Genomic DNA, 21,602 nt, shown 5'->3' on the forward strand with positions numbered 1-21,602 from the left:
GCGCTGCGGGCAGCGGGACAGCGATTTGAACAATCGCCGCCCCGCGCCCAGGCTTGTCAGGCCGCAGCTCCTTGCTGTCGGCTACCCACGGTGTGCCGTGCCGCTCGCCGGGCTTCGACCGCGTCAGCCAGCTCGTGCAGCACCGTCTCGGTGGTCGCCCAGTCGATGCAGCCGTCGGTGATGCTCTGGCCATATTGCAGCGGCCGACCCGGGACGACGTCCTGCCGGCCGGCGACCAGATTGCTCTCGATCATCACGCCGCAGATGCGGTCATCGCCGGCCGCGAGCTGACGCCCGATATCGGCCGTGACCTTCGGCTGATTGTCCGGCTGCTTGCTGCTGTTGGCGTGGCTGGCGTCGATCATCAGACGCGGTGCCAGGCCGTTCTTGCCGAGCACCGCGGCGGCGGCGTCGACGTTCGCGGCGTCGTAGTTCGGCGTCACGCCGCCGCGCAGGATGACGTGGCAGTCGCTGTTGCCGGTGGTGGCCGCGATGGCGTTGCGGCCGCGCTTGGTCACCGCCATGAAATGATGCGGCTGCGCCGCGGACTTCACCGCCTCCGCGGCGATCCGGACGTTGCCGTCGGTGCCGTTCTTGAAGCCGATCGGGCACGACAGGCCCGACGCCAGCTCGCGGTGAATCTGGCTCTCGGTGGTGCGGGCGCCGATCGCTCCCCAGGCGACCAGATCCGCGATGTATTGCGGCGTGATCAGGTCGAGGAATTCGGTCGCGGCCGGCAGGCCGAGATTGTTCACGGCCGCAAGTACCTGACGCGCGAGCCGCAGTCCCTTGTCGATCCGGAAGCTGCCGTCCAGGTCGGGGTCGTTGATCAGCCCCTTCCAGCCCACCGTGGTACGCGGCTTTTCGAAATACACCCGCATCACGATCTCGAGCCGGTCGGCCAGGGTCTCGCGCAGCGCCGCCAGACGGCTGGCATAGTCCATGGCTGCGGCCGGATCGTGAATCGAACAGGGGCCGACCACGACCAGCAGCCGGTCGTCGGCACCGGTCAGGATGGCGTGAATCGCGCTACGGCTCGCCGCGACTGTGCGTGTCGCGGTCAGCGTACGCGGAATCTCGCCTATGACTTCGTCGGGCGTACTCAGTTCGGTGATCTTCTGCAGGCGAAGGTCGTCGGTGGTGGTCAACACGGCAGTCTGCTCCTTGTGAGGGAGACCTGCCGGCTCAAACGAAAAAGCCGCCAGGTCTGGCGGCTTTTCGGACTTCGATGCTGCAATCTTCAGATCGCGCGAAATCCTCCCGCCGCCAGCGAGCTGCTAAAATAGAAGTACCAGTACGAGGCGGTCGGACGGATCATGCGGGCTCATATAGACCACGCCGGCGGCTTTGTCCACGGACCGGGTTTCAGACGTCCGCCGAAGGCCGGACCCGGGTCAGCAGCGCCAGCCCGGCGACGAAGAACACCACCAGCACCGCCATGCCGGCCTTCTGACTCGCGGTGATTGCCGTGACTGTCGCGATCAGCAGCGGGCCGATGAACGACGTCACCTTGCCGGTCAGCGCGAACAGGCCGAAATACTGCGCGATGCGGTCGCGCGGCGCGATCCGGATCAAGAGCGTGCGCGACGCCGCCTGCAACGGGCCGCCGGCGATGCCGATCAGGCAGCCGAGCAACAAGTACGCGCGCTCCGCCGGTGCGGCGAACAGCGCGGCGCCGGGTTGCGGCGGCGTCACCTCGACGAACACGATGTGCGACGGATCGATCAGCAGGATGCCGGCGATCGCGATCAGCAGCAGCACCATCGAGCCGGCGATCACCCGCTTGGAGCCGAGCGCGTCGTCGAGCCGTCCGCCGACGAAGGCGCCGATGGTCGCGGCGATCGCCAGGATCACGCCGAAGCTGCCGATCTGAATGGTGTTCCAGCCGAACGTGCCGGTGGCGTAGATGCCGCCGAACGCGAATAGCGACACCAGGCCATCGGTGTAGATCATGTTGGCGAGCAGGAACGCGGCGAGCGAGCGCCGGTTCGGCAGGTCGCGCAGCGTCTCGCGCAGTTCGCGCAGGCCCTCGCGCACCGCGGCGCGCGCTTTCAGCTTAGCCGGAAAATCCGGCGTCAGCAGAAACATCGGTAGCACGAACACCACGAACCAGATGCCGGTGAGCGGTCCGCTGATGCGGTCGCCTTCGTGCATCGCCGGATCGAGCCCGAACAGCGGCGTGACACCGAGCAGCGTCTTGCCGGTGTCGGGGCTGGCGGCGAGAAAGCCGAGCACCAGAATGAGCGACAGGATGCCGCCGATATAGCCGGTCGCCCAGCCGGTGCCTGATAAGCGGCCGATCTTCTCGGGCGGGACGAGATTCGGCATCATCGCGTTGTTGAACACGGTGGCGAACTCGACCCCGACGGTGGCGAGCGCATAGGCGATCAGCAGCGGCAGGATGATATGCGGATCGCTCGGCCGGCCGAACCACATCAGGCACGAGCCGATCACCAGCATCGCGCCAAACAGCGCGATCCACGGCTTGCGCCGGCCGCTGGCATCCGCCACCGCGCCGAGCACCGGCGACGCCAGCGCGATCAGGAAGCCGCTCGCCGCGGTGGCGAAGCCCCACCAGGATTGTCCGGTGGCCGGATCGGGCGCGACGTAAGTGACGAAATAGGGCGCGAAGATGAAGGTGGTGATCAGCGTGAAGTAAGGCTGCGCCGCCCAGTCGAACAAGATCCAGCCGAGCACCGCGGGGCGCGACGGATAGGTTCGCGGCGCAGTGTCCGGTGCACTCTCCGCGACGATCGATGACGCCATCTTGTTCCGTTCCTGCTGCGCCGGGATTTGGCCGGCCCGGCCAATCCCTATAGGATTCGCCGGCGCGGAGCAGCCTGCACCCGCGTCCCCGGAACCCGAAATGAGCAGCATGACGTTTCTTCATCGCACAATCGTGACGGCGTGGACCATCACCGCGCTGAGCTTTGCGCCCATCGCGGCGACCGCGCAGGACATGCGCGGCGGCGCGCTGCGCGATCCCGCCTCCGCTAAGGCGGTGGTCGCCAGGCACGGCATGGTGGTGGCGCAGGAGAAGCTCGCGGCCGAAATCGGCGCCAAGTTTCTGGCGCGCGGCGGCAATGCGATCGACGCCGCGGTCGCGACCGGCTTTGCGATGGCGGTGACCTATCCGCGCGCCGGCAATCTCGGTGGCGGCGGCTTCATGGTGATCCACTCCGCGGCGAAGAACGAGGACGTCGCGATCGATTATCGCGAGACCGCGCCGCAGGCCGCCACGCAGGACATGTTCCTGACCGACGGCAAGCCCGACGCCGACAAGTCGCGCAAATCCGCGCTCGGCATCGGCGTACCCGGCACGGTGGCGGGTCTGGCGCTGGCGCTGGACACATACGGCTCGGGCAAGTTCTCGCTGCGCGACGTGCTGCGGCCGGCGATCGAACTGGCGCGTGATGGATTCATCATTGCCGACGACAACGCCGATACGTTTCCGCAATGGCACGCCTGGCTGTCGCGCTGGCCGTCGACCCAGAAGGTGCTGGCTCGTCCCGACGGCTCGGCGCTGCAGGACGGCGACCGGCTGAGGCAGCCCGATCTCGCGATGACGCTGCAGGCGATCGCCGACAAGGGGCCGGACGGCTTCTATCGCGGCGAAGTCGCGGACAAGCTCGCGCGGAGCATTCGCGGTGCCGGCGGGCTGATCACCACGGAGGATCTGGCGAACTATCAGGCGGTGGTGCGCAAGCCGGTGCGCGGCAGCTATCGCGGTTACGACATCGTGGCGATGCCGCTGCCGTCGTCCGGCGGCGTGGTGCTGGTCGAGACGCTGAACATCCTCGAAGGTTTTGCGATGCACGACTACGCGCAGGGCAGCGCCCCGTCGCTGCACCTGCTGATCGAGTCGATGAAGCGTGCTTACGCCGACCGCGCCCGCTATCTCGGCGATCCGGCGTTCAGCGACGCGCCGACCGCGAAGCTGCTGTCGAAGGACTACGCGGCGACGCTGCGCAAGGGGATTGATCTGAAGCGCGCGACGCCGGCGGCCGACGCGGTGTCGCAGCCGAAGGAGGGCGAGAACACCACGCACTACTCGGTCGCCGACGACCAGGGCAACGCGGTCAGCAACACCTACACGCTGAACTTCAGCTACGGCGTCGGTCTGATCGCCGACGGCACCGGCGTGCTGCTCAACAACGAACTCGACGATTTCACCGCGGCGCCGGGCGCGTCGAACGCCTACGGCCTGGTCGGCTTCGCGGCGAACCTGCCGGCGCCCGGCAAGCGGCCGCTGTCGTCGATGTCGCCGACCATCGTGCTGAAGGACGGCCGGCCGGTGCTGGTCACAGGTTCGCCGGGCGGCAGCCGGATCATTTCGGCGACCCTGCAGGTGATCGTCGATGTGCTCGACTATCGCATGAACGTCGTCGCGGCTGTCGCTGCGCCGCGGCTGCATCATCAATGGATGCCGGACGAAGTCCGCGTCGAGGCCGGCTTCCCCGACGCCACGCTCGACGCACTCCGCGCCCTGGGCCACCGCATCGCCGTCCCACTCGGCCAGACATCGACCAACACGATCTTCATCGACGCCGCGGGTTTCCACGGCGCCCCGGATCCCAGGACGCGCGGCGCGACGGCGGCGGGGAATTAGTAGGTTAAGCCGAGTCATTGTGAGACGAAGCCTCTCCCCACGCAGGGCGCGCTCCCTCCCCCGCAAGCGGGGCAGGGAGCTCGCCCTGCGCGTGGCGACGCTTCGGCCAGCACGGGAGGAATAACGTCTTGCCACAAGCGGATGCGGCGGCGCTCTGCTAATCTCCCCGGCGATTTCGATTTGAGCGATCAGGAGACCGCCATGGCATCACTAAAAGGCAAGACGCTGTTCATCACCGGCGCCAGCCGCGGCATTGGGCTGGCGATCGCGCTGCGGGCGGCGCGGGATGGAGCGAATATCGCGATCGCCGCCAAGACTGCCGAGCCGCATCCGAAACTCAAGGGCACGATCTACACCGCGGCCGACGAGATCCGCGCCGCCGGCGGCAAGGCGCTGCCGCTGGTGTGCGACATCCGCGACGAGACGCAGGTGATCGAGGCGGTCGACAAGACGGTCGCGGAGTTCGGCGGGCTCGATATCTGCGTCAACAATGCCAGCGCCATCAGCCTGACCAATTCGCAGGCGACCGACATGAAGCGCTACGACCTGATGACGGGCATCAACACCCGCGGCACCTTCATGGTGTCGAAATATTGCATTCCGCATCTGAAGAAGGCTGATAATCCCCACATCCTGATGCTGTCGCCGCCGCTCGACATGAAGCCGAAATGGTTCGCGGCCTCGACCGCCTATACCAGCGCGAAGTTCGGCATGAGCATGGTGGTGCTCGGCCTGTCGGGCGAACTGAAGGGCGCGGGGGTTGCGGTGAATGCGCTGTGGCCGCGCACCACGATCGCCACCGCCGCGGTCGGCAATCTGCTCGGCGGCGATGCGATGATGCGCGCCAGCCGCACGCCGGACATCATGGGCGACGCCGCGCATGCGATCTTCACCAAACCGTCGCGCGACTTCACCGGGCAATTCTGCATTGACGACAAGGTGCTGTTTGAGGCGGGCGTGACTGACTTCGAGCGCTACCGGGTCGACCCGAGCGTGCCGCTGATGTCGGACTTCTTCGTGCCGGACGACGACGCCCCGCCGCCGGGCGTCAAGGTGACGCCGCTGCCGATGGGATAGCGAGATTGCCCAAAGTAATGCGCGCTCCCTCTCCCGCAAGCGGGAGAGGGAGCAGGCCGTGCTCGGCGCTAACGGCGGTCTCTCGAACTAAAGCTATTACTTACGCCTTCCCGATCTCATACGGCCCGCCCTTCTCGAGCGCGCGCTGATACGCCGGGCGGGCGTGAATTTTGGCGAGCCACGCCAGCGCTTTGGGATAGGCCTGGTCGAGGCCGGCGCGGGAGGCGGCGGCCTCTAACGGGAAGCTCATCTGGATGTCGGCGGCGGTGAAGTCGGGGCCGGCGAAGTACGCGCTCTTGCCGAGCTCGGCTTCCCAGAACGCCATATGCTGCTTGAGCTGCGGATCGACGAAGCCGGTGAGCGCACCGTTCGCCACGGCCTTGACCAGCGGCCGGAGCAGCAGCGGGGCGCGCTGCGGCATCATCGTGAACAACAGCTTGAGCAGCAGCGGCGGCATCGCCGAGCCTTCGGCGTAGTGCAGCCAATAGGTGTAGCGCAGCCGCTCGGGCGTTTTCGGCGGCGGGATCAGCCGGCCCTCGCCATAGCTGTCGATGATGTATTCGATGATCGCGCCGGATTCGGCGATGGTAGCGCCGTTATCGGTGATCACCGGCGATTTGCCGAGCGGATGCACGGCGCGCAGCTCCTTCGGCGCCATCATGTCGGGCTGGCGCTGATAGCGCTTGATCTCGTACGGCACGCCGAGCTCTTCGAGCAGCCAGAGCACGCGTTGCGAGCGGGAGTTGTTGAGATGGTGGACGGTGAGCATGGCGACCTCGCGCGACAATGGTTCGCGTTCATAGCGCGGAATCGCCGGATCCGACTACGATTTCGCCGACGATGCGCCGGCTTTCAGAGCGGCCGCGCGCCGAGCCGGTCCCGCCAATGCGCGGCGCGATCCTTGAGCTGGTTGTCGCGCAGATAGCGGTCCTCGTCGGGCTCGAACACTTCCAGCGTTTCGAGCGCGAAAGCCTCGGCGCCGTGCGCGGTCCACGCCTGCTGCAACGCGCGGTTGGGATGGCCGCCCTGCCGCAGCGTGAACCAGATCTTGTTCTGCACAGTGTCGGGATTGAGCGTCGGTCCGATCCACACCGCATCGGCCGCCGCACAGCGTAGCGCGAAGATCGCCGCCTTCGGCTTGCGCTCCTTGTAGGCGTTGATCGCCGCCTTGCGGTCGAGCTTGGTCATCGTGGGTCCTTTTGCGTGTTGGTGCGGCGTGCGTCCTAGCAGGGCGGGACAGGCCTTGTCAATTTTACCCGGATAAAATATTGAGTCGTTCTGATGCACGGGAGCGACCGCTCATGATCACCGAAACTGCGCCCAGCCATGTGGCCTTTCATGGCGACCGCCTGCTGGCGGAGGGCGACCTCCCCACTGTGGTGATGGCGATCAAGCCGCTGGCCGATCGCGGCGAGGCGGGCGTGCTGGTGTTCGACGCGGCGTCGCAGCAGCTCGATTTCGATCTGCGCGGCTCGCTGACCGAGGTGCTGGCGCGGCTGCCCGCCGATCAGCCGCCGGAGCCGGCATGCGAGGGCGACGCGCCGCGCGGGCGCGGGCGGCCGAAACTCGGCGTGGTGGCGCGCGAGGTGACGCTGCTGCCGCGGCACTGGGAATGGCTCGGCCAGCAGCGCGGCGGCGCCTCGGTGGCGCTGCGCCGGCTGGTCGACGAAGCGCGCCATGCCTCGGCCGACACCGATCGTATCCGCGCCGCCCGTGAGGCCGCGCATCGCTTCATGACGGTGATGGCCGGCGATCGGGCGGACTACGAAGAAGCCGCGCGGGCGCTGTTCGCCGGAGACGGCGCAAAGTTTGCGCGCTGCACCGAGTTGTGGCCGGCCGATATCCGCCGTCACGCCCGCCGGTTGGCGCAGCCGGCATGGCCGGCTCCCGGTTGATTGCGACGGGCCGACCCGTTAGGCTGAATGGCATGATACAAATCATATAAGACGCGCACGACGCGCCGCCGGAGGACCTGATGCCCTTGCCCGCCCCGCAATTCCTGTTCGACTTCGGCAGCCCCAACGCATTCCTGGCGCACGAGGCAATTCCCGCGATCGAACAGCGCATCGGCGCCCGGTTCGACTATCTGCCGGTGCTGCTCGGCGGCATCTTCAAGGCCACCAACAACAAGTCGCCGGCCGAGACGCTGGCGGGCGTCAAGAACAAGCGCGAATACCACGCGGTCGAGACCGAGCGTTTCATCAAGCGCTACGCGGTCGAGCCTTATGTGTGGAATCCGCATTTTCCGGTCAACACGCTGAATCTGATGCGCGCCGCCGTCGCGGCGCAGCTCGAAGGCGTGTTCGACCAGTATGTCGAGGCGGCGTTCCACCACATGTGGGTCGAGCCGAAGAAGATGGACGATCTCGAGATCGCCGCCGCGGCGCTGACGTCGTCGAGGCTCGACGGCAAGAAGCTGCTGACCCGCGCGCAGGAGCCGGAGGTCAAGGCCAAGCTGATCGCCAACACCGACGACGCCGTCGCCCGTGGCGCCTTCGGGTCTCCGACCTTTTTCGTCGGCAGCGACATGTTCTTCGGCAAGGAACAGCTCCGCGACGTCGAAGAGATGTACGGCTGAGCAAAGCTCGTCACGACGAGATCGTAGGATGGGTTGAGCGAAGCGAAACCCATCGACCAAGGCGGCGACATGGGTTTCGCTGCGCTCAACCCATCCTACGGGCATGGGCTCGTCGCGGGCATGCGCGCCTTGCCAAACTGAACTCACTCGGGAGAAGAGGATGCGTATTCTGATCGTAGGCGCCGGCGCTATCGGCGGCTATTTCGGCGGGCGGCTGTTGCAGGCGGGGCGGGACGTCACGTTTCTGGTTCGGCCGGGTCGAGCCGCCGAGCTGGCGCGCGACGGCCTCGTCATCAAGAGCCCGAACGGCGACGCGACGATCGCCAATCCGCCGGCGCTGCAGTCAGCCGATCTGAAGCCCGAGTACGATCTGGTGCTGTTGAGCTGTAAGGCGTTCGATCTCGACGACGCCATCGCGTCGTTCGCGGGCGGTGTCGGGCCGCAGACCGCGGTGCTGCCGCTGCTCAACGGCCTCAAGCATCTCGACACGCTGGACGCGCAGTTCGGCCGTGACCGCGTGCTCGGCGGCCAATGCGTGATCGCCGCGATGCTGGATGCGCAGCGCCACGTCGTGCAACTCGCGCCGATGAATTCCATCACCTTCGGCGAGCGGGACGGCGGCACCAGCCCGCGCGTCGCCGCGATCGCGCAGGCCCTCGGTGGCGCCGGCTTCGACGTCAACGCGTCACCCGAGGTGATGCAGGAGATGTGGGAAAAATGGGTGTTTCTGGCCTCGCTCGCCGGCTCTACCAGCCTGATGCGGGCGCCGGTCGGCGACATCCTGGCCGCGCCCGGCGGCGCCGAATTCATGCTCGGCGTGGTCGAGGAGATCAGCGCGATCGCCACCGCGGCCGGCCATCCGCCGCGCGCGCCGTTCGTCGAGCGCACCCGCGGCATGCTGCTTGCCGCCGGCTCCAAGCTCACCGCATCGATGTTCCGGGACATCCAGGCCGGCGCCAGGATCGAGGCCGATCACGTGATCGGCGACCTGATCGCCCGCGGCGACGCCGCCGGTCTGCCGGCCGAGCGACTGCGGGTGATCTACACCCACCTCAAGGCCTACGAGCACCAGCGCGGCTGATCGCCGGGCGATCGACTCCAGTGCCTGGTGCGCCCTGACCCCAACCCTCTCCCGCAAGCGGGAGAGGGAGCCCGCTGCGGCGCGTGGCTCACGATGACCGGCCCAACGGGCACGGCGTAACCTCTCCCGCCTGCGGGAGAGATCGAATCGCGCCGCGATCCGGGTGAGGGTACTCCTCTCCGCGAATCGTAGGCGGCCGGGCGTCGCCACTTTGACGTTAGTACCTGACGGCGAGGGGGCCCTTGCTTGTCGATGGCACGGCGCGACCATTGGGGTGTTCTGCCGTCGCGCTCTGCGAGCATCCGCAAATGGCAATGAGTTGCGTGAACGGCAACTCATCCCTTTGTCTAAAGCCGTTGCTCAGCGCTTCTGAAAATGCCTCGTACTGGACCGAGGCGACGCTGCGGCGGGCGCTTGCTTTGCTGCGATTCTTGCCGAATCCGAACGCCGCGCGTCGCCGATCACTCCGGTCTGGCGCAAAATTGTGCAATTTGATTTCGATCAATCGACCTCGACGGATTCCAGGTTTGTTGCGACCAACTGCCCCGCCGAGAAAAGATTGATCAGATGAATCAAGCTCTCACATCTAAGCGGATCACCTTCGGCGAGGGTGGTCTGACGGTCGTGTTCACCTTGACCACGGTGCTGTGCATCTACGCGACGATCTTCGCCAAGGATGCGCCGTTCGCCTTCCACGCCGCTCTCGGCGCTGCCTTCAGCGCCTGGGCCGTCTTCGCGATCATCACCCGCTACAGCCGCCGCACCGGTCTGCCGCCGCAGGAAATCAACGGCGTGCCGAACTACAATCTCGGCCCGATCAAATTCCTGTCCTTCATGGCGATGTTCTGGGGCATCGCCGGCTTCTCGGCCGGCCTCTACATCGCGCTCGAGCTGGCCTATCCGGGGCTCAACGTCGCCCAGTGGGTGAATTTCGGCCGGCTGCGGCCGCTTCACACCTCCGCGGTGGTGTTCGCCTTCGGCGGCAACGTGCTGCTGGCAACCTCCTACTACGTCGTGCAGCGAACCACGCGGGCGCGCCTCGCCGGCGACCTCGCGCCGTGGTTTGTGGCGATCGGCTACAACTTCTTCATCGTGATCGCGGGCACGGGCTATCTGCTCGGCGTCACCCAGTCGAAGGAATACGCCGAACCGGAATGGTACGCCGACCTGTGGCTCACGATCGTCTGGGTCACTTACCTGTTGATCTTCGTCGCGACGTTGATGAAGCGCAAAGAGCCCCACATCTATGTGGCGAACTGGTTCTACCTCGCCTTCATCCTGACCATCGCGGTGCTGCATCTCGGCAACAACCCGACGCTGCCGGTCTCGCTGCTCGGCTCGAAGTCCTACATCGCCTGGGCTGGTGTGCAGGACGCGATGTTCCAGTGGTGGTACGGCCACAACGCGGTCGGCTTCTTCCTGACCGCCGGCTTCCTCGCCATCATGTACTACTTCATTCCGAAGCGGGCGGAGCGGCCGGTCTATTCGTACCGGCTGTCGATCATCCACTTCTGGGCGCTGATCTTCCTGTACATCTGGGCCGGTCCGCATCATCTGCACTACACCGCGCTGCCGGATTGGACGCAGACGCTCGGCATGACGTTCTCGATCATGCTGTGGATGCCCTCCTGGGGCGGCATGATCAACGGTCTGATGACGCTGTCCGGCGCCTGGGACAAGCTGCGCACCGATCCGGTGCTCCGCATGATGGTGGTGTCGGTCGCGTTCTACGGCATGTCGACCTTCGAAGGTCCGATGATGGCCATCAAGGCGGTCAATTCGCTCAGCCACTACACCGACTGGACCGTCGGCCACGTGCACTCCGGTGCGCTCGGCTGGGTCGGCTTCGTCTCCTTCGGCGCGCTGTATTGCCTGGTGCCGTGGGTGTGGGGCCGCAAGCAGCTCTACAGCCTGCGTCTGGTCAACTGGCACTTCTGGATCGCGACCCTCGGCATCGTCCTCTACATCTCGGCGATGTGGGTCTCCGGCATCCTGCAGGGCCTGATGTGGCGCGCCTACACGTCGCTCGGCTTCCTCGAATACTCGTTCATCGAATCCGTCGAGGCGATGCATCCGTTCTATGCGATCCGCGCTGCGGGCGGCGGGCTGTTCCTGATCGGCGCGCTGATCATGGCCTACAATCTCTGGATGACGGTTCGGGTCGGTGAATCGTCAGAGGCCCAGCCGAGCGTCGCCCTGCAGGCCGCCGAGTAAGGAAAAGGTCGATGTCTTTCTGGAATCGTCACAAGATCTTCGAGACGAACTCGATCGTCCTGATCGTGGGTATCCTTCTCGTCATCGCGATCGGCGGCCTGGTCGAAATCACGCCGCTGTTCTACCTCAAGAGCACGATCGAGAAGGTCGACGGGGTTCGCCCCTACACCCCGCTCGAACTCGCCGGCCGCAACGTCTATATCCGCGAGGGCTGCTATCTGTGCCACTCGCAGATGATCCGTCCGCTGCGCGACGAGATCGAGCGCTACGGCCACTACTCTCTGGCCGCGGAGTCGATGTACGACCATCCGTTCCAGTGGGGCTCCAAGCGCACCGGTCCGGATCTGGCGCGGGTCGGCGGCAAGTACTCCGACGACTGGCACGTCTCGCATCTGAAGAACCCGCGCTCGATCGTGCCGCAGTCGGTGATGCCGGGCTACGCCTTCCTGGCCAGCAACACGGTGGACGCGAGCTCGATCGCCGACCATCTGCGCACCAACCGGACGCTCGGCGTGCCCTACACCGAAGAAGACGTCGCCAAGGCGTCGGAGGACCTGATGACTCAGGTCGATCCGGACAGCGCCGCCGCGGCGGATCTGCTGAAGCGCTACCCGAAGGCGGTGGTGCGCAATTTCGACGGCCAGGGCGGCGCCCCGACCGAACTCGACGCGCTGGTCGCCTACCTGCAGATGCTCGGCACGCTCGTCGACTTCAAGCTCTACAACGAAAAAGCCAATCTGCGCTGAGGTCGGAACATGAAAGCGATCATCTCCGTCGAGAACATCGTGTCCAGCTTCGTCACCGTGTGGTGGACGCCGCTGTTCATGGTGATCTTCTTCGCCATCGTCGCCTACGCGCTGTGGCCCAAAAACAAGTCGGCTTTCGACGACGCCGCGCGCATGCCGCTGCGAGAGGATTGATACGACCATGGCTGACCACACACATCACGCCGAGATCGACAAGGTCACCGGCACCTCGACGACCGGCCATGAATGGGACGGCATCAAGGAACTGAACACGCCGCTGCCGCGGTGGTGGATCTGGACCTTCTACGCCTGCATCGTCTGGGCGCTGGGCTATTTCGTCGTGTACCCGGCCTGGCCGTTGGCCGACAGCTACACCAAGGGCCTGTTCGGCTATTCGTCTCGCGCCGAGCTTGCCGTCGATCTCGCCAACCTCGAGAAGGTGCGCGGCGACAAGATGGCGGCGCTCGCCACTGCGCCGCTCGCCGACATCGAGAAGGACCCGGCGCTGCTGGCGCTGGCCCGCGCCAAGGGCAAGGTGGTGTTCGGCGACAATTGCGCCGCCTGCCACGGCTCCGGCGCCGCCGGCGCCAAGGGCTTCCCCAACCTCAACGACGACGACTGGCTGTGGGGCGGTTCGCTCGAGCAGATCGAACACACCATCAAATACGGCGCCCGCTCCGGCAACGACGAGGGTCACCTGGGCAATATGCCGGCGTTCGGCAAGGACGGCCTGCTGACCAACGACCAGATCGTCACCGTGGTGAACTACGTGCGGTCGCTGTCCGGCCTGTCGACCAGGCCCGGTGCCGATCTTGCGGCCGGCAAACAGCTGTTCGCAGATAACTGCTCGTCCTGTCACGGCGACGAGGCCAAGGGCAATCCGGAGTTCGGCGCGCCCAATCTGACCGACAAGATCTGGCTGTACGGTTCGGACGAAGCGACCATGATCGAGACGCTGACCAACGGCCGCGGCGGTGTGATGCCGGCCTGGGCCGGGCGCCTCGACCCCGCCACCATCAAGGCGATGGCGGTGTACGTGCACTCGCTGGGCGGCGGCAAGTAGCCGCCTCCTTCGGGGCGGACTCTCGGGTGGCGGGGGCGCCCGAGAGTCGGCCCCGAAACGAGACCATACGGAACGAGCCAATGCTCGACGACCCAACACCAAAAACGAGCCCCGACATGAACAAGCCGCTGCGCCAAGCGGACTTCACCCCCGACGAGGACGATGGTCCCCTGTATGCGGCGGGCAAGAAGATCTACCAGCAGAGCGTCACAGGGCCATTCCGCCGGATCAAGTGGATCCTGATGGTGGTCTGCCTCGGCATCTACTACTTGCTGCCGTTCGTGCGCTGGAACCGCGGTCTCGGCGCGCCCGATCAGGCGGTGCTGATCGATCTCGCCAACAATCGCTTCTACTTCTTCTTCATCGAGCTGTGGCCGCAGGAGATCTATTATTTCACCGGCCTGCTGATCGTCGCGGCGGTGGCGCTGTTCCTGATGAATGCGCTCGGCGGCCGCGTCTGGTGCGGCTATCTGTGCCCGCAGACGGTGTGGACCGATCTGTTCTACGCGGTCGAGCGGCTGATCGAGGGCGACCGCCGCGAGCGGATGCTCAAGGCCACCGAAGGCTGGTCGCTGCAGCGCGGCGCCGAGCTGGTGCTGAAGCACTCGATCTGGCTGATGATCGCCTGGTGGACCGGCGGCGCCTGGGTGCTGTACTTCGCCGACGCGCCGACGCTGATCAAGGAGCTGGTCACCTTCCAGGCGCCGATGGTCGCCTATATCTGGATCGGCATTCTGACGTTCACGACCTACACGCTCGCCGGCTTCATGCGCGAGCAGGTCTGCGTCTACATGTGCCCGTGGCCGCGCATTCAGGCGGCGCTGACCGACGAATGGGCGCTCAACGTCACCTACAAATACGACCGCGGCGAAAAGCGCACCTCGTTCAAGAAGGCCGCGGCGCTGCGCGCCGCCGGCGAGCAGGTCGGCGATTGCGTCGACTGCAACCAGTGCGTCGCGGTGTGCCCGACCGGCATCGACATCCGCAACGGGCCGCAGCTCGACTGCATCCAGTGCGGTCTGTGCATCGACGCCTGCGACAACGTCATGACCAAGATCGGCCGGCCGACGCGGCTGATCGGCTACGACAACGACATCAACATCCACCGCCGGATGGAGGGCAAGCCGGAGGTCTTCAAGCCGCTGCGGGCCCGCACTGTGGTCTACTCGGCCATCATCGTCGGCATCGGCGCGATCATGCTGTATGCGCTGATGAACCGCAGCCTGCTCGACCTCAACGTGCTGCACGACCGCAACCCGGTCGCGGTGCGGCTCAGCGACGGCTCGATCCGCAACGGCTACACCATCCGCTTCCTCAACAAGCGCGGCTTCGATCGCGTCGTCGCGGTCGATGTCGATGGGCCGCCGAACGCCCGCATCCACGTCGTCGGCGCCGATTCGATCACGCCCGACCGGCCGATGATCATCCTGGCCCGCGACACCACCACCGAGCTGCGCGTGCTGGTGGATTCCAACTCGAACGAAGAGATCGCCAAGTCCGTGCCGGTGACGTTCCGCGTCACCGATATCGGCCTCGGCGAAGTCACGTCCGCCAAGGACGTGTTCGTCACGCCCTGAGCCGCAACCGGAGTCGCTGTCATGTCCCGTTCGTCCGCCAAACCCCGGCAACTCACCGGCAAGGTCGTGCTCGCATCGCTGGTCGCGTTCTTCGGCGTCGTGTTCGGCGTCAACGGGCTGATGATGACGCTGGCGATCAAGACACTGCCCGGCACCGAGGTCGACAGCGCCTATGCGGCGAGCCTCGGCTATGAAAACGAGATTGCGGCCGCGCGGGATCAGGAGGTGCGCGGCTGGAAGGTCGACGCCAGGCTGACGCGCGAGCCCGACGGCAAGGCGATGCTGCGGGTCGAAGCCCGTGACAAGGCCGGTCTGCCGCTCACGGGCCTGTCGTTCGTGGGCCGGCTGGAGCGGCCGGCCGACAAGCAGTTCGACCGCGAGATCCTGCTCGCCGAGCTCGGCGGCGGTGTGTACCAGGGCGGCCTCACCGAGCTGATGCCGGGACGCTGGGATCTGGTGCTGGAAGGTGACCAGAGCGCCGTCCGCATGTTCCTGTCGAAGAATCGCCTGAAGCTGGACTGATCTGGCCGCCGGGGGCGGAAGATCGAAGGGTCGCTGCATGTTGCTGACGCGGGATTTCTCTCACTACGTCAAGGACGTCGATCAGGAGGTCGCGCATCTCGACCTCGCGGTCGAAGGCGTTACCTGCGCCGCTTGCATGGCCAAGATCGAGCGCGGCCTCGCGGCGATTCCGGACGTCACGCTGGCGCGCGTCAACCTCACCGACCGCCGCCTCGCGGTGGAGTGGAAGAAGGGCGTCCTCGAGCCGGCGCTGTTCATCGATCGGCTCGCCGAGCTCGGCTACAAGGCCTATCCGTACGAGCCTGTCCGTGCCGAAGTCGAGGAATCCGAACGCAGCAAATTCCTGCTGCGCTGCCTCGGCGTCGCGGCGTTCGCCACCATGAACGTGATGATGCTGTCGGTGCCGGTGTGGTTCGGCGGCGATCTCAGCCCGGAAGCGCGCGACTTCTTCCACTGGCTGTCGGCGCTGGTGGTGCTGCCCTGCGCCGCCTATGCGGGCCAGCCGTTCTTCCTATCGGCCTGGCGCGCGCTCAGCGCCAAGAGCGTCAACATGGACGTGCCGATCACGATCGGCGTCACGCTGGCGCTCGGCATGTCGCTGGTCGAGACCATCAACCACGCCGAGCACACGTATTTCGACGCGGCCATCATGCTGATCGCGTTCCTGCTGGCGGGCCGCTTCCTCGATCAGAAGATGCGGCAGAAGACCCGCGCGGTCGCCGGCAATCTCGCGGCGCTGAAGGCCGAGACCGCCACCAAATTCGTCGGCCCCGACGAAATCGCCGAAGTGCCGATCGCCGCGGTGCGGGTCGGCGACATCGTTCTGCTGCGGCCCGGCGAGCGCTGCGCGGTCGACGGCACCGTGATCGAAGGCCGCTCCGAGATCGACCAGAGCCTGATCACCGGCGAGACCCTGTATGTGAAGGCCGAGCGCGGCACGCAGGTTTACGCCGGCACGCTGAACATCACCGGCACGCTGCGCGTGCGCGTCGCCGCGGCGGCCGAAGGCACGCTGCTGTCGGAGATCACACGGCTGCTCGACCACGCGCTGCAGGCGCGCTCGCGCTATGTCCGGCTCGCCGACCGCGCATCGCAGCTCTACGCGCCGGTGGTACACGCCACCGCGCTGCTCACCGTGATCGGCTGGGTGCTGGCCGGCGCGAGTTGGCACGACGCCATCGTCATCGGCATCGCGGTGCTGATCATCACCTGTCCCTGCGCGCTTGGGCTGGCGATTCCGGCGGTGCAGACCGTCGCGTCGGGCGCGATGTTCCGGGCCGGCGTGCTGCTCAATGCCGGCGACGCGATCGAGCGGGCCTCGGCCGTCGACACCATCGTGTTCGACAAGACCGGCACGCTGACGCTGCCCGAGCTCGATGTCGTCAACGCCGCTGCCGTGCCGGCCGATGTGTTCCACCTCGCCGGCCGGCTCGCGCTCGCCAGCCATCATCCGGTCGCGGCTGCAGTGGCGCGGGCTGCTGGCGCCAAGGCGCCGTTGTCCGGCGTCACCGAGGAGCCCGGCCGCGGCGTGCGCGCGCTGATCGACGGCGAGGAACTGCGGCTCGGCAGTCCGTCATTCTGCGGTGCCGACTTTGAAGCCAACGCGATTCTCAGCGAAGATCCGGAAGTCTCGGTCGTCGCCTTCAGCCGCGGCGATCAGCGCACCGTGTTCGCGGTCCGGCAATTGCTGCGGCCCGACGCCGCCAAGACGATTGACGCATTGATCAATCGCGGCATCGCGGTCGAGCTGCTGTCCGGCGATCGCGAGCCGGCGGTGCGGCATGCGGCGGACGCGCTCGGCGTCGGCGCCTGGCGCGCCGGCGTGACGCCCGCCGAGAAGATCGCCCATATCGAGGCGCTGAAGGCGCAGGGCCGCACCGTCATGATGGTCGGTGACGGCATGAACGACGCGCCGTCGCTCGCCGCCGCGCATGTGTCGATGTCGCCGATCAGTGCCACCCATCTCAGCCAGGCCACCGCCGATCTGGTGTTTCTCGGCAAGGAGCTTGCGCCGGTGCTGGCCGCGGTCGACTATTCGCGCAAGGCGATGAGCGTGATGCGCCAGAATCTGACGCTGGCGATCGGCTACAATGTGCTGGCGGTGCCGATCGCGATCGCCGGCTTCGCCACGCCGCTGATCGCCGCGCTGGCGATGTCCGGCTCGTCGGTGCTGGTGATGCTGAATGCGATGCGCGCCCGCCGCGTCCGCCTGGGAGGCCGGTAGATGGAAGTCATGGTGATCCTGGTGCCGCTGGCGCTGGTGCTCGGGCTGCTCGGTCTGGCGGCTTTCCTGTGGTCGCTCAAGAGCGGTCAATACGAAGATCTCGACGGCGCCGCCTGGCGCGCGATTTCCGACGACGACCAGAAGCTGCCGCCGCCGGTCCATAAACCAGGCTGAAGAGCGAGGCTGCGATGGCACTGCTCACTTATGTCGATCCGGATGCCCTGATCCCGCGCCCCGCGCAGCCTGAGACGCGTGTCGAGGTGCCGCCGGGCAGCGACGACGACGTCAAGGAACGCTGGCTGCAGGCGCAGCCCTGGCCCTACCGCATCTTCGCCCGCTGCTACCGCGCACTGCGCAAACTGCAGCCGATGTTTCCGCCGATGTCCTGCTGCTGATCAGAAGGCTCGGTCGAGACACATCCCTCTCCCCGCATCGCAGCGCGCCCCCTCTCCTACCTGCGGGAGAGGGCTGGGGTGAGGGCGCCCCGAGCAGTGAACCAGCGATCCGTCGGACCGCCGCAGCCCTCACCCGGATCGCTGCGCGATCCGACCTCTCCCGCAAGCGGGAGAGGTTGCGCCGTGCCGCTGGGCGAGTCTTCGCAGGATCAGCCGCGCTAGCCGCGATCGTCAGCCGCCGCACAAGCGGTCGCAGCACCAAAGCTTTAAGTCCATTTCATCCGGCTGATACAGACGGCGGCTATCAGGCCGGCATTCGCACACCGCGAATCGTCAGCTTCGAGTCAGCAGCAGCCATGTCCCAAGCCGTCGCATCTTCCGCCTTCATCATCGAAGTGAATTCGCGCGCCGCCGGCATTGTGGTCCGGGATGGCCGTGGTTTCCGCTTCCACGCCGCCACCGACGATTTCACCCCGCTCGACGGCCAGGGCTTCCGCTCCGCCGGCGACGCCCACAAAGCAGCCCTGCGCCTGGTCGCGAGCCTCGCCCCCAGTCGCGGCCTGAAGCTCGGCGTGGCGTGACCGGCGGGCGGCGGTCCGCACAGGCAGCCACACCGCCGCACCGCCCAAAAACTCGGCTTGCGTGAAAAATTCTTCCACGTATGATGTCTCATATCATCTGATTTGGAAGAATGTTCTGTCATGTCTGACGTCGAAGCCCCCGTTGCCGAAACCAGCCGTCGCCTCGATGCGATCGATAGGAAAATCCTGACCGTCCTGCAGCAGGATGCCTCGCTGTCCGTGGCTGAGATCGGCGACCGGGTCGGGCTGTCGTCAACGCCGTGCTGGAAGCGCATCCAGCGGCTCGAAGCCGACGGGGTGATTACCCGCCGGGTTGCGCTGGTCGACCAGGACAAGATCGGCCTTGGGCTGTCGGTCTTCGTGTCGATCGAAAGCGGCGACCATTCCGAAGCCTGGCTGAAGACCTTCGCGGACGCCGTTGCGGCCATGCCGGAGGTGATCGAGTTCTACCGGATGGCCGGCGACGTCGACTACATGCTGCGGGTCGTTGTCGCCGACATGCGCGCCTACGACGTGTTCTACAAGCGGCTGATCGGCACGGTGGCGCTGAAGAACGTCACGTCGCGCTTCGCGATGGAAAAGATCAAGTCGGTGACCGCGTTGCCGGTCCCGCCGCTCAGCGCCGCCTGATCGCGGCTCTCGCCCGGCTGTTACCTCCGAGGGTGGCGTCGGGCGAGCTTGCCGGCTTCCGGCCGCGTCCCGATAGCCAGGGAGCCGGCTGGTACAAGGCGATTACTGTCAAGCAACCTGGACGATGCGAGTCAGCGGGTTATATCAATTGATATTTAGTTTGTTTCAAACGGCGTGAGCGTTGCTGATTTCATCCTGTGGTCGCGGTACGATCCGACCATTGCGCCAAGTTCCTGGCTCGGTGCAATTCATTTTCAGTGGCTCCCCCTAGGCAGCCGGTTCCGGTTCAAATACAAACTTGGAAGAGGATCAATTCCGAGTTCAAATGACCGAAGGCATCGCCAAGGCTCGTACCGGCATCGAAGGTTTCGATGATCTCACACTGGGCGGGCTGCCAGCGGGGCGGCCGAGTCTGGTGTGCGGCTCCGCCGGGTGCGGCAAGACGCTGTTTGCGTCGACCTTTCTGATCAACGGCGCGCGGCTGTATGGCGAGGCCGGCGTCTTCGTGACTTTCGAGGAGCGGCCGGTCGACATCGTCGACAACGTGCAGTCGCTCGGCTTCGATCTGCAGGGGCTGATCGATCAGGAGCGAATCCTGATCGAGCACATCGCGATCGATCCCACCGAGGTTGCCGAGGTCGGCGACTACGATCTCGAAGCGCTGTTTCTCAGGCTCGAATTCGCTGTCGACCAGATCGGCGCCAAGCGCATCGTGCTCGACACCATCGAGAGCCTGTTCTCCGCCTTTCAAAATCCCGCCGTGCTGCGCGCCGAGATCCGCCGGCTGTTCGACTGGCTGAAGCAGAAGGGATTGACGGCGGTTATCACCGGCGAACGCGGTGATGGCACGCTGACCCGGCAGGGGCTCGAAGAATACGTTTCCGACTGTGTGATCCTGCTCGATCACCGCGTCGACAACCAGGTTTCGACGCGGCGGCTCCGCATCGTCAAATATCGCGGCACCGCGCACGGCACCAACGAGTATCCGTTCCTGATCGACGAGGACGGCTTCAGCGTGCTGCCGGTCTCGTCGCTGGGCCTGAATCACAAAGTGTTCGAAGAGCGGATCTCGACCGGCGTGCCCGACCTCGACGACATGATGTCGGGAGGCGGTTTGTATCGCGGCAGCAGCGTGCTGATCACCGGCGTCGCCGGTGCCGGCAAGAGTTCGCTGGCCGGCATGTTGGCGGACGCCGCCTGCAGCCGCGGCGAACGGGCGCTGTATCTGTCGTTCGAGGAATCCGCAGCCCAGACCGTGCGCAACATGAAGTCGATCGGCACCGATCTCGGTCGTTGGATCGAAGCCGGGCAACTGCGCTACATCGCGGCGCGGCCGACCTTCTACAGCCTCGAAATGCACCTCGCGGTGATGCTGCGGGAGATCGCGCGGTTCAAGCCGAGCGTGGTGGTGCTCGATCCGATCTCCGCGTTCATCGGCACCGGCGAACTCGGCGAAGTGCAGGCCATGCTGCTGCGCATCGTCGATTATCTGAAGACGCACGGCATCACCGGCGCGTTCACCCACATCGCTCACGCCCACGACGCGGAGACCGACGCCGGGCTGTCGTCGCTGATGGACGCCTGGATTCTGCTGCTCAATCGCGAGTCGAACGGCGAGTTCAATCGCGAGCTCTATTTGTTGAAGGCGCGTGGTATCGCGCACTCCAATCAGGTCCGCGAATATGTGATGTCGGATAGTGGCATCCGGCTGCTCGAGCCTTATCTGGGAGAAGGCGGCGCGCTGACCGGCTCGGCTCGCCGCGCTGAGGAGGCGCGCGTTCGCCGGGCAGAGACGAATCGCCGCAACGATGTGGCGCGGCTGCAGGATCAAATTGTTCATCGCCGCCGACGTGCGTTGGCGCAGATCGAGACCTTGCAGGCCGAACTCGCCGCCGACGAATCTGAATTGAAACGGATGACCGACGCCGAGGATGCCTATCTGAAGCAGAGCGAGTTCGACATCGAGGCGATCGCCAGGGCGCGAGGACTGCGTCGCAGCGCCCGGGAGACCGAATAAGGAAGTAGGATGGCCGATCCGATCAAGCTCGTTCTGTATGTCGCCGGCGAAACGCCGAAATCGCTGGCCGCGATCCGCAATCTCGAGCGGATCTGCGCCGAGCATCTGGCCGGCAAGTACAAGGTCGAGGTGATCGACCTGAAGAAGCAGCCGCAACTTGCGCGCGAGCACGGCATCGTGGCGATCCCGACGCTGGTCAAGGAACTGCCGGTGCCGATCCGCAAGATCATCGGCGACCTGTCCGACACGCCGAAGGTGCTGGTGCATCTGTCGGTCGAAGGCTCCTGA

The 21,602-nt window shown here is 66.0% G+C and carries 22 protein-coding genes; 18 read left to right on the forward strand and 4 right to left on the reverse strand.

What is annotated here, in order from left to right; genetic code table 11:
• Positions 1-56: 56 nt before the first annotated feature.
• On the reverse strand, positions 57-1,151 hold the full coding sequence (locus tag LPW26_RS08760) for a 3-deoxy-7-phosphoheptulonate synthase (protein ID WP_238734309.1): 1,095 nt from the start codon (positions 1,149-1,151) through the stop codon (positions 57-59).
• Positions 1,152-1,365: 214 nt separating this feature from the next.
• Positions 1,366-2,766 (reverse strand): MFS transporter, encoded by a 1,401-nt coding sequence (locus tag LPW26_RS08765; RefSeq protein ID WP_238734311.1) that lies wholly within the window; start codon positions 2,764-2,766, stop codon positions 1,366-1,368.
• Between the two features lie 109 nt (positions 2,767-2,875).
• On the opposite strand from LPW26_RS08765, the gene ggt reads away from it, so the two are divergent.
• Together ggt and LPW26_RS08775 are read left to right on the forward strand one after the other, a co-directional pair.
• Positions 2,876-4,609 carry a gamma-glutamyltransferase gene (gene ggt, locus LPW26_RS08770; RefSeq protein ID WP_238734313.1) on the forward strand — a complete coding sequence of 578 codons (1,734 nt, stop codon included), beginning with the start codon at positions 2,876-2,878 and terminating at the stop codon, positions 4,607-4,609.
• Between the two features lie 201 nt (positions 4,610-4,810).
• On the forward strand, positions 4,811-5,686 hold the full coding sequence (locus LPW26_RS08775) for an SDR family oxidoreductase (RefSeq protein ID WP_238734315.1): 876 nt from the start codon (positions 4,811-4,813) through the stop codon (positions 5,684-5,686).
• A 100-nt stretch (positions 5,687-5,786) separates the two neighbouring features.
• On the opposite strand, the gene LPW26_RS08780 is transcribed toward LPW26_RS08775, so the two are convergent.
• Together LPW26_RS08780 and LPW26_RS08785 are read right to left on the reverse strand one after the other, a co-directional pair.
• Entirely contained in the window at positions 5,787-6,455 is a 669-nt protein-coding gene (locus LPW26_RS08780) for a glutathione S-transferase (protein WP_238734317.1), read from the reverse strand.
• A gap of 83 nt (positions 6,456-6,538) precedes the next feature.
• The gene (locus LPW26_RS08785) at positions 6,539-6,874 is read right to left on the reverse strand and encodes a GIY-YIG nuclease family protein (protein WP_238734319.1); all 336 of its coding nucleotides are present in this window, start codon (positions 6,872-6,874) and stop codon (positions 6,539-6,541) included.
• Between the two features lie 113 nt (positions 6,875-6,987).
• On the opposite strand from LPW26_RS08785, the gene LPW26_RS08790 reads away from it, so the two are divergent.
• From LPW26_RS08790 to LPW26_RS08865, 16 genes are all read left to right on the forward strand, one after another.
• Positions 6,988-7,581 carry a DUF2239 family protein gene (locus LPW26_RS08790; protein ID WP_238734321.1) on the forward strand — a complete coding sequence of 198 codons (594 nt, stop codon included), beginning with the start codon at positions 6,988-6,990 and terminating at the stop codon, positions 7,579-7,581.
• An 80-nt stretch (positions 7,582-7,661) separates the two neighbouring features.
• Positions 7,662-8,264 (forward strand): 2-hydroxychromene-2-carboxylate isomerase, encoded by a 603-nt coding sequence (locus LPW26_RS08795; protein WP_238734323.1) that lies wholly within the window; start codon positions 7,662-7,664, stop codon positions 8,262-8,264.
• 160 nt (positions 8,265-8,424) lie between these two features.
• Positions 8,425-9,345, forward strand: coding sequence for a 2-dehydropantoate 2-reductase (panE, locus tag LPW26_RS08800; RefSeq protein WP_238734325.1), 921 nt, complete (start codon positions 8,425-8,427; stop codon positions 9,343-9,345).
• 567 nt (positions 9,346-9,912) lie between these two features.
• A complete protein-coding gene (ccoN, locus tag LPW26_RS08805) occupies positions 9,913-11,559 on the forward strand; it encodes a cytochrome-c oxidase, cbb3-type subunit I (RefSeq protein ID WP_238734327.1) in 1,647 nt (548 codons plus the stop codon).
• 11 nt (positions 11,560-11,570) lie between these two features.
• Positions 11,571-12,305 (forward strand): cytochrome-c oxidase, cbb3-type subunit II, encoded by a 735-nt coding sequence (gene ccoO / locus LPW26_RS08810; protein ID WP_238734329.1) that lies wholly within the window; start codon positions 11,571-11,573, stop codon positions 12,303-12,305.
• Positions 12,306-12,314: 9 nt separating this feature from the next.
• Entirely contained in the window at positions 12,315-12,479 is a 165-nt protein-coding gene (locus tag LPW26_RS08815) for a cbb3-type cytochrome oxidase subunit 3 (protein WP_238734330.1), read from the forward strand.
• Between the two features lie 7 nt (positions 12,480-12,486).
• A complete protein-coding gene (gene ccoP / locus LPW26_RS08820; RefSeq protein WP_238734331.1) occupies positions 12,487-13,368 on the forward strand; it encodes a cytochrome-c oxidase, cbb3-type subunit III in 882 nt (293 codons plus the stop codon).
• A 116-nt stretch (positions 13,369-13,484) separates the two neighbouring features.
• Positions 13,485-14,945, forward strand: a complete 1,461-nt coding sequence (gene ccoG / locus LPW26_RS08825) for a cytochrome c oxidase accessory protein CcoG (protein ID WP_238734332.1) — start codon at positions 13,485-13,487, stop codon at positions 14,943-14,945.
• 21 nt (positions 14,946-14,966) lie between these two features.
• The gene (locus tag LPW26_RS08830; protein WP_238734334.1) at positions 14,967-15,467 is read left to right on the forward strand and encodes a FixH family protein; all 501 of its coding nucleotides are present in this window, start codon (positions 14,967-14,969) and stop codon (positions 15,465-15,467) included.
• 37 nt (positions 15,468-15,504) lie between these two features.
• Positions 15,505-17,691: a heavy metal translocating P-type ATPase gene (locus LPW26_RS08835; protein WP_238734336.1), complete on the forward strand. Its 2,187-nt coding sequence runs from the start codon at positions 15,505-15,507 to the stop codon at positions 17,689-17,691.
• A gap of 9 nt (positions 17,692-17,700) precedes the next feature.
• Positions 17,701-17,865: a cbb3-type cytochrome oxidase assembly protein CcoS gene (ccoS, locus tag LPW26_RS08840; protein WP_406677274.1), complete on the forward strand. Its 165-nt coding sequence runs from the start codon at positions 17,701-17,703 to the stop codon at positions 17,863-17,865.
• 14 nt (positions 17,866-17,879) lie between these two features.
• Complete coding sequence (locus LPW26_RS08845; RefSeq protein ID WP_238734340.1) at positions 17,880-18,086, forward strand: hypothetical protein; 207 nt, start codon at positions 17,880-17,882, stop codon at positions 18,084-18,086.
• 356 nt (positions 18,087-18,442) lie between these two features.
• Positions 18,443-18,667, forward strand: coding sequence for a hypothetical protein (locus LPW26_RS08850; RefSeq protein WP_238734342.1), 225 nt, complete (start codon positions 18,443-18,445; stop codon positions 18,665-18,667).
• A gap of 120 nt (positions 18,668-18,787) precedes the next feature.
• Complete coding sequence (locus LPW26_RS08855) at positions 18,788-19,297, forward strand: Lrp/AsnC family transcriptional regulator (RefSeq protein ID WP_238734344.1); 510 nt, start codon at positions 18,788-18,790, stop codon at positions 19,295-19,297.
• Positions 19,298-19,622: 325 nt separating this feature from the next.
• The gene (kaiC, locus tag LPW26_RS08860) at positions 19,623-21,314 is read left to right on the forward strand and encodes a circadian clock protein KaiC (RefSeq protein WP_238734345.1); all 1,692 of its coding nucleotides are present in this window, start codon (positions 19,623-19,625) and stop codon (positions 21,312-21,314) included.
• 9 nt (positions 21,315-21,323) lie between these two features.
• Positions 21,324-21,602, forward strand: a complete 279-nt coding sequence (locus tag LPW26_RS08865) for a circadian clock KaiB family protein (RefSeq protein ID WP_238734346.1) — start codon at positions 21,324-21,326, stop codon at positions 21,600-21,602.

The sequence above is a fragment of the Rhodopseudomonas infernalis genome, assembly GCF_022271405.1.
Lineage (GTDB): Bacteria > Pseudomonadota > Alphaproteobacteria > Rhizobiales > Xanthobacteraceae > Rhodopseudomonas > Rhodopseudomonas infernalis.

Coding starts and splice junctions, on each gene's coding strand:
- LPW26_RS08765 (WP_238734311.1), bottom strand. CDS start 2,766: ATGGCGTCATCGATCGTCGCGGAGAGTGCACCGGACACTGCGCCGCGA.
- ggt (WP_238734313.1), top strand. CDS start 2,876: ATGACGTTTCTTCATCGCACAATCGTGACGGCGTGGACCATCACCGCG.
- LPW26_RS08775 (WP_238734315.1), top strand. CDS start 4,811: ATGGCATCACTAAAAGGCAAGACGCTGTTCATCACCGGCGCCAGCCGC.
- LPW26_RS08780 (WP_238734317.1), bottom strand. CDS start 6,455: ATGCTCACCGTCCACCATCTCAACAACTCCCGCTCGCAACGCGTGCTC.
- LPW26_RS08785 (WP_238734319.1), bottom strand. CDS start 6,874: ATGACCAAGCTCGACCGCAAGGCGGCGATCAACGCCTACAAGGAGCGC.
- LPW26_RS08790 (WP_238734321.1), top strand. CDS start 6,988: ATGATCACCGAAACTGCGCCCAGCCATGTGGCCTTTCATGGCGACCGC.
- LPW26_RS08795 (WP_238734323.1), top strand. CDS start 7,662: ATGCCCTTGCCCGCCCCGCAATTCCTGTTCGACTTCGGCAGCCCCAAC.
- panE (WP_238734325.1), top strand. CDS start 8,425: ATGCGTATTCTGATCGTAGGCGCCGGCGCTATCGGCGGCTATTTCGGC.
- ccoN (WP_238734327.1), top strand. CDS start 9,913: ATGAATCAAGCTCTCACATCTAAGCGGATCACCTTCGGCGAGGGTGGT.
- ccoO (WP_238734329.1), top strand. CDS start 11,571: ATGTCTTTCTGGAATCGTCACAAGATCTTCGAGACGAACTCGATCGTC.
- LPW26_RS08815 (WP_238734330.1), top strand. CDS start 12,315: ATGAAAGCGATCATCTCCGTCGAGAACATCGTGTCCAGCTTCGTCACC.
- ccoP (WP_238734331.1), top strand. CDS start 12,487: ATGGCTGACCACACACATCACGCCGAGATCGACAAGGTCACCGGCACC.
- ccoG (WP_238734332.1), top strand. CDS start 13,485: ATGAACAAGCCGCTGCGCCAAGCGGACTTCACCCCCGACGAGGACGAT.
- LPW26_RS08830 (WP_238734334.1), top strand. CDS start 14,967: ATGTCCCGTTCGTCCGCCAAACCCCGGCAACTCACCGGCAAGGTCGTG.
- LPW26_RS08835 (WP_238734336.1), top strand. CDS start 15,505: ATGTTGCTGACGCGGGATTTCTCTCACTACGTCAAGGACGTCGATCAG.
- ccoS (WP_406677274.1), top strand. CDS start 17,701: ATGGTGATCCTGGTGCCGCTGGCGCTGGTGCTCGGGCTGCTCGGTCTG.
- LPW26_RS08845 (WP_238734340.1), top strand. CDS start 17,880: ATGGCACTGCTCACTTATGTCGATCCGGATGCCCTGATCCCGCGCCCC.
- LPW26_RS08850 (WP_238734342.1), top strand. CDS start 18,443: ATGTCCCAAGCCGTCGCATCTTCCGCCTTCATCATCGAAGTGAATTCG.
- LPW26_RS08855 (WP_238734344.1), top strand. CDS start 18,788: ATGTCTGACGTCGAAGCCCCCGTTGCCGAAACCAGCCGTCGCCTCGAT.
- kaiC (WP_238734345.1), top strand. CDS start 19,623: ATGACCGAAGGCATCGCCAAGGCTCGTACCGGCATCGAAGGTTTCGAT.
- LPW26_RS08865 (WP_238734346.1), top strand. CDS start 21,324: ATGGCCGATCCGATCAAGCTCGTTCTGTATGTCGCCGGCGAAACGCCG.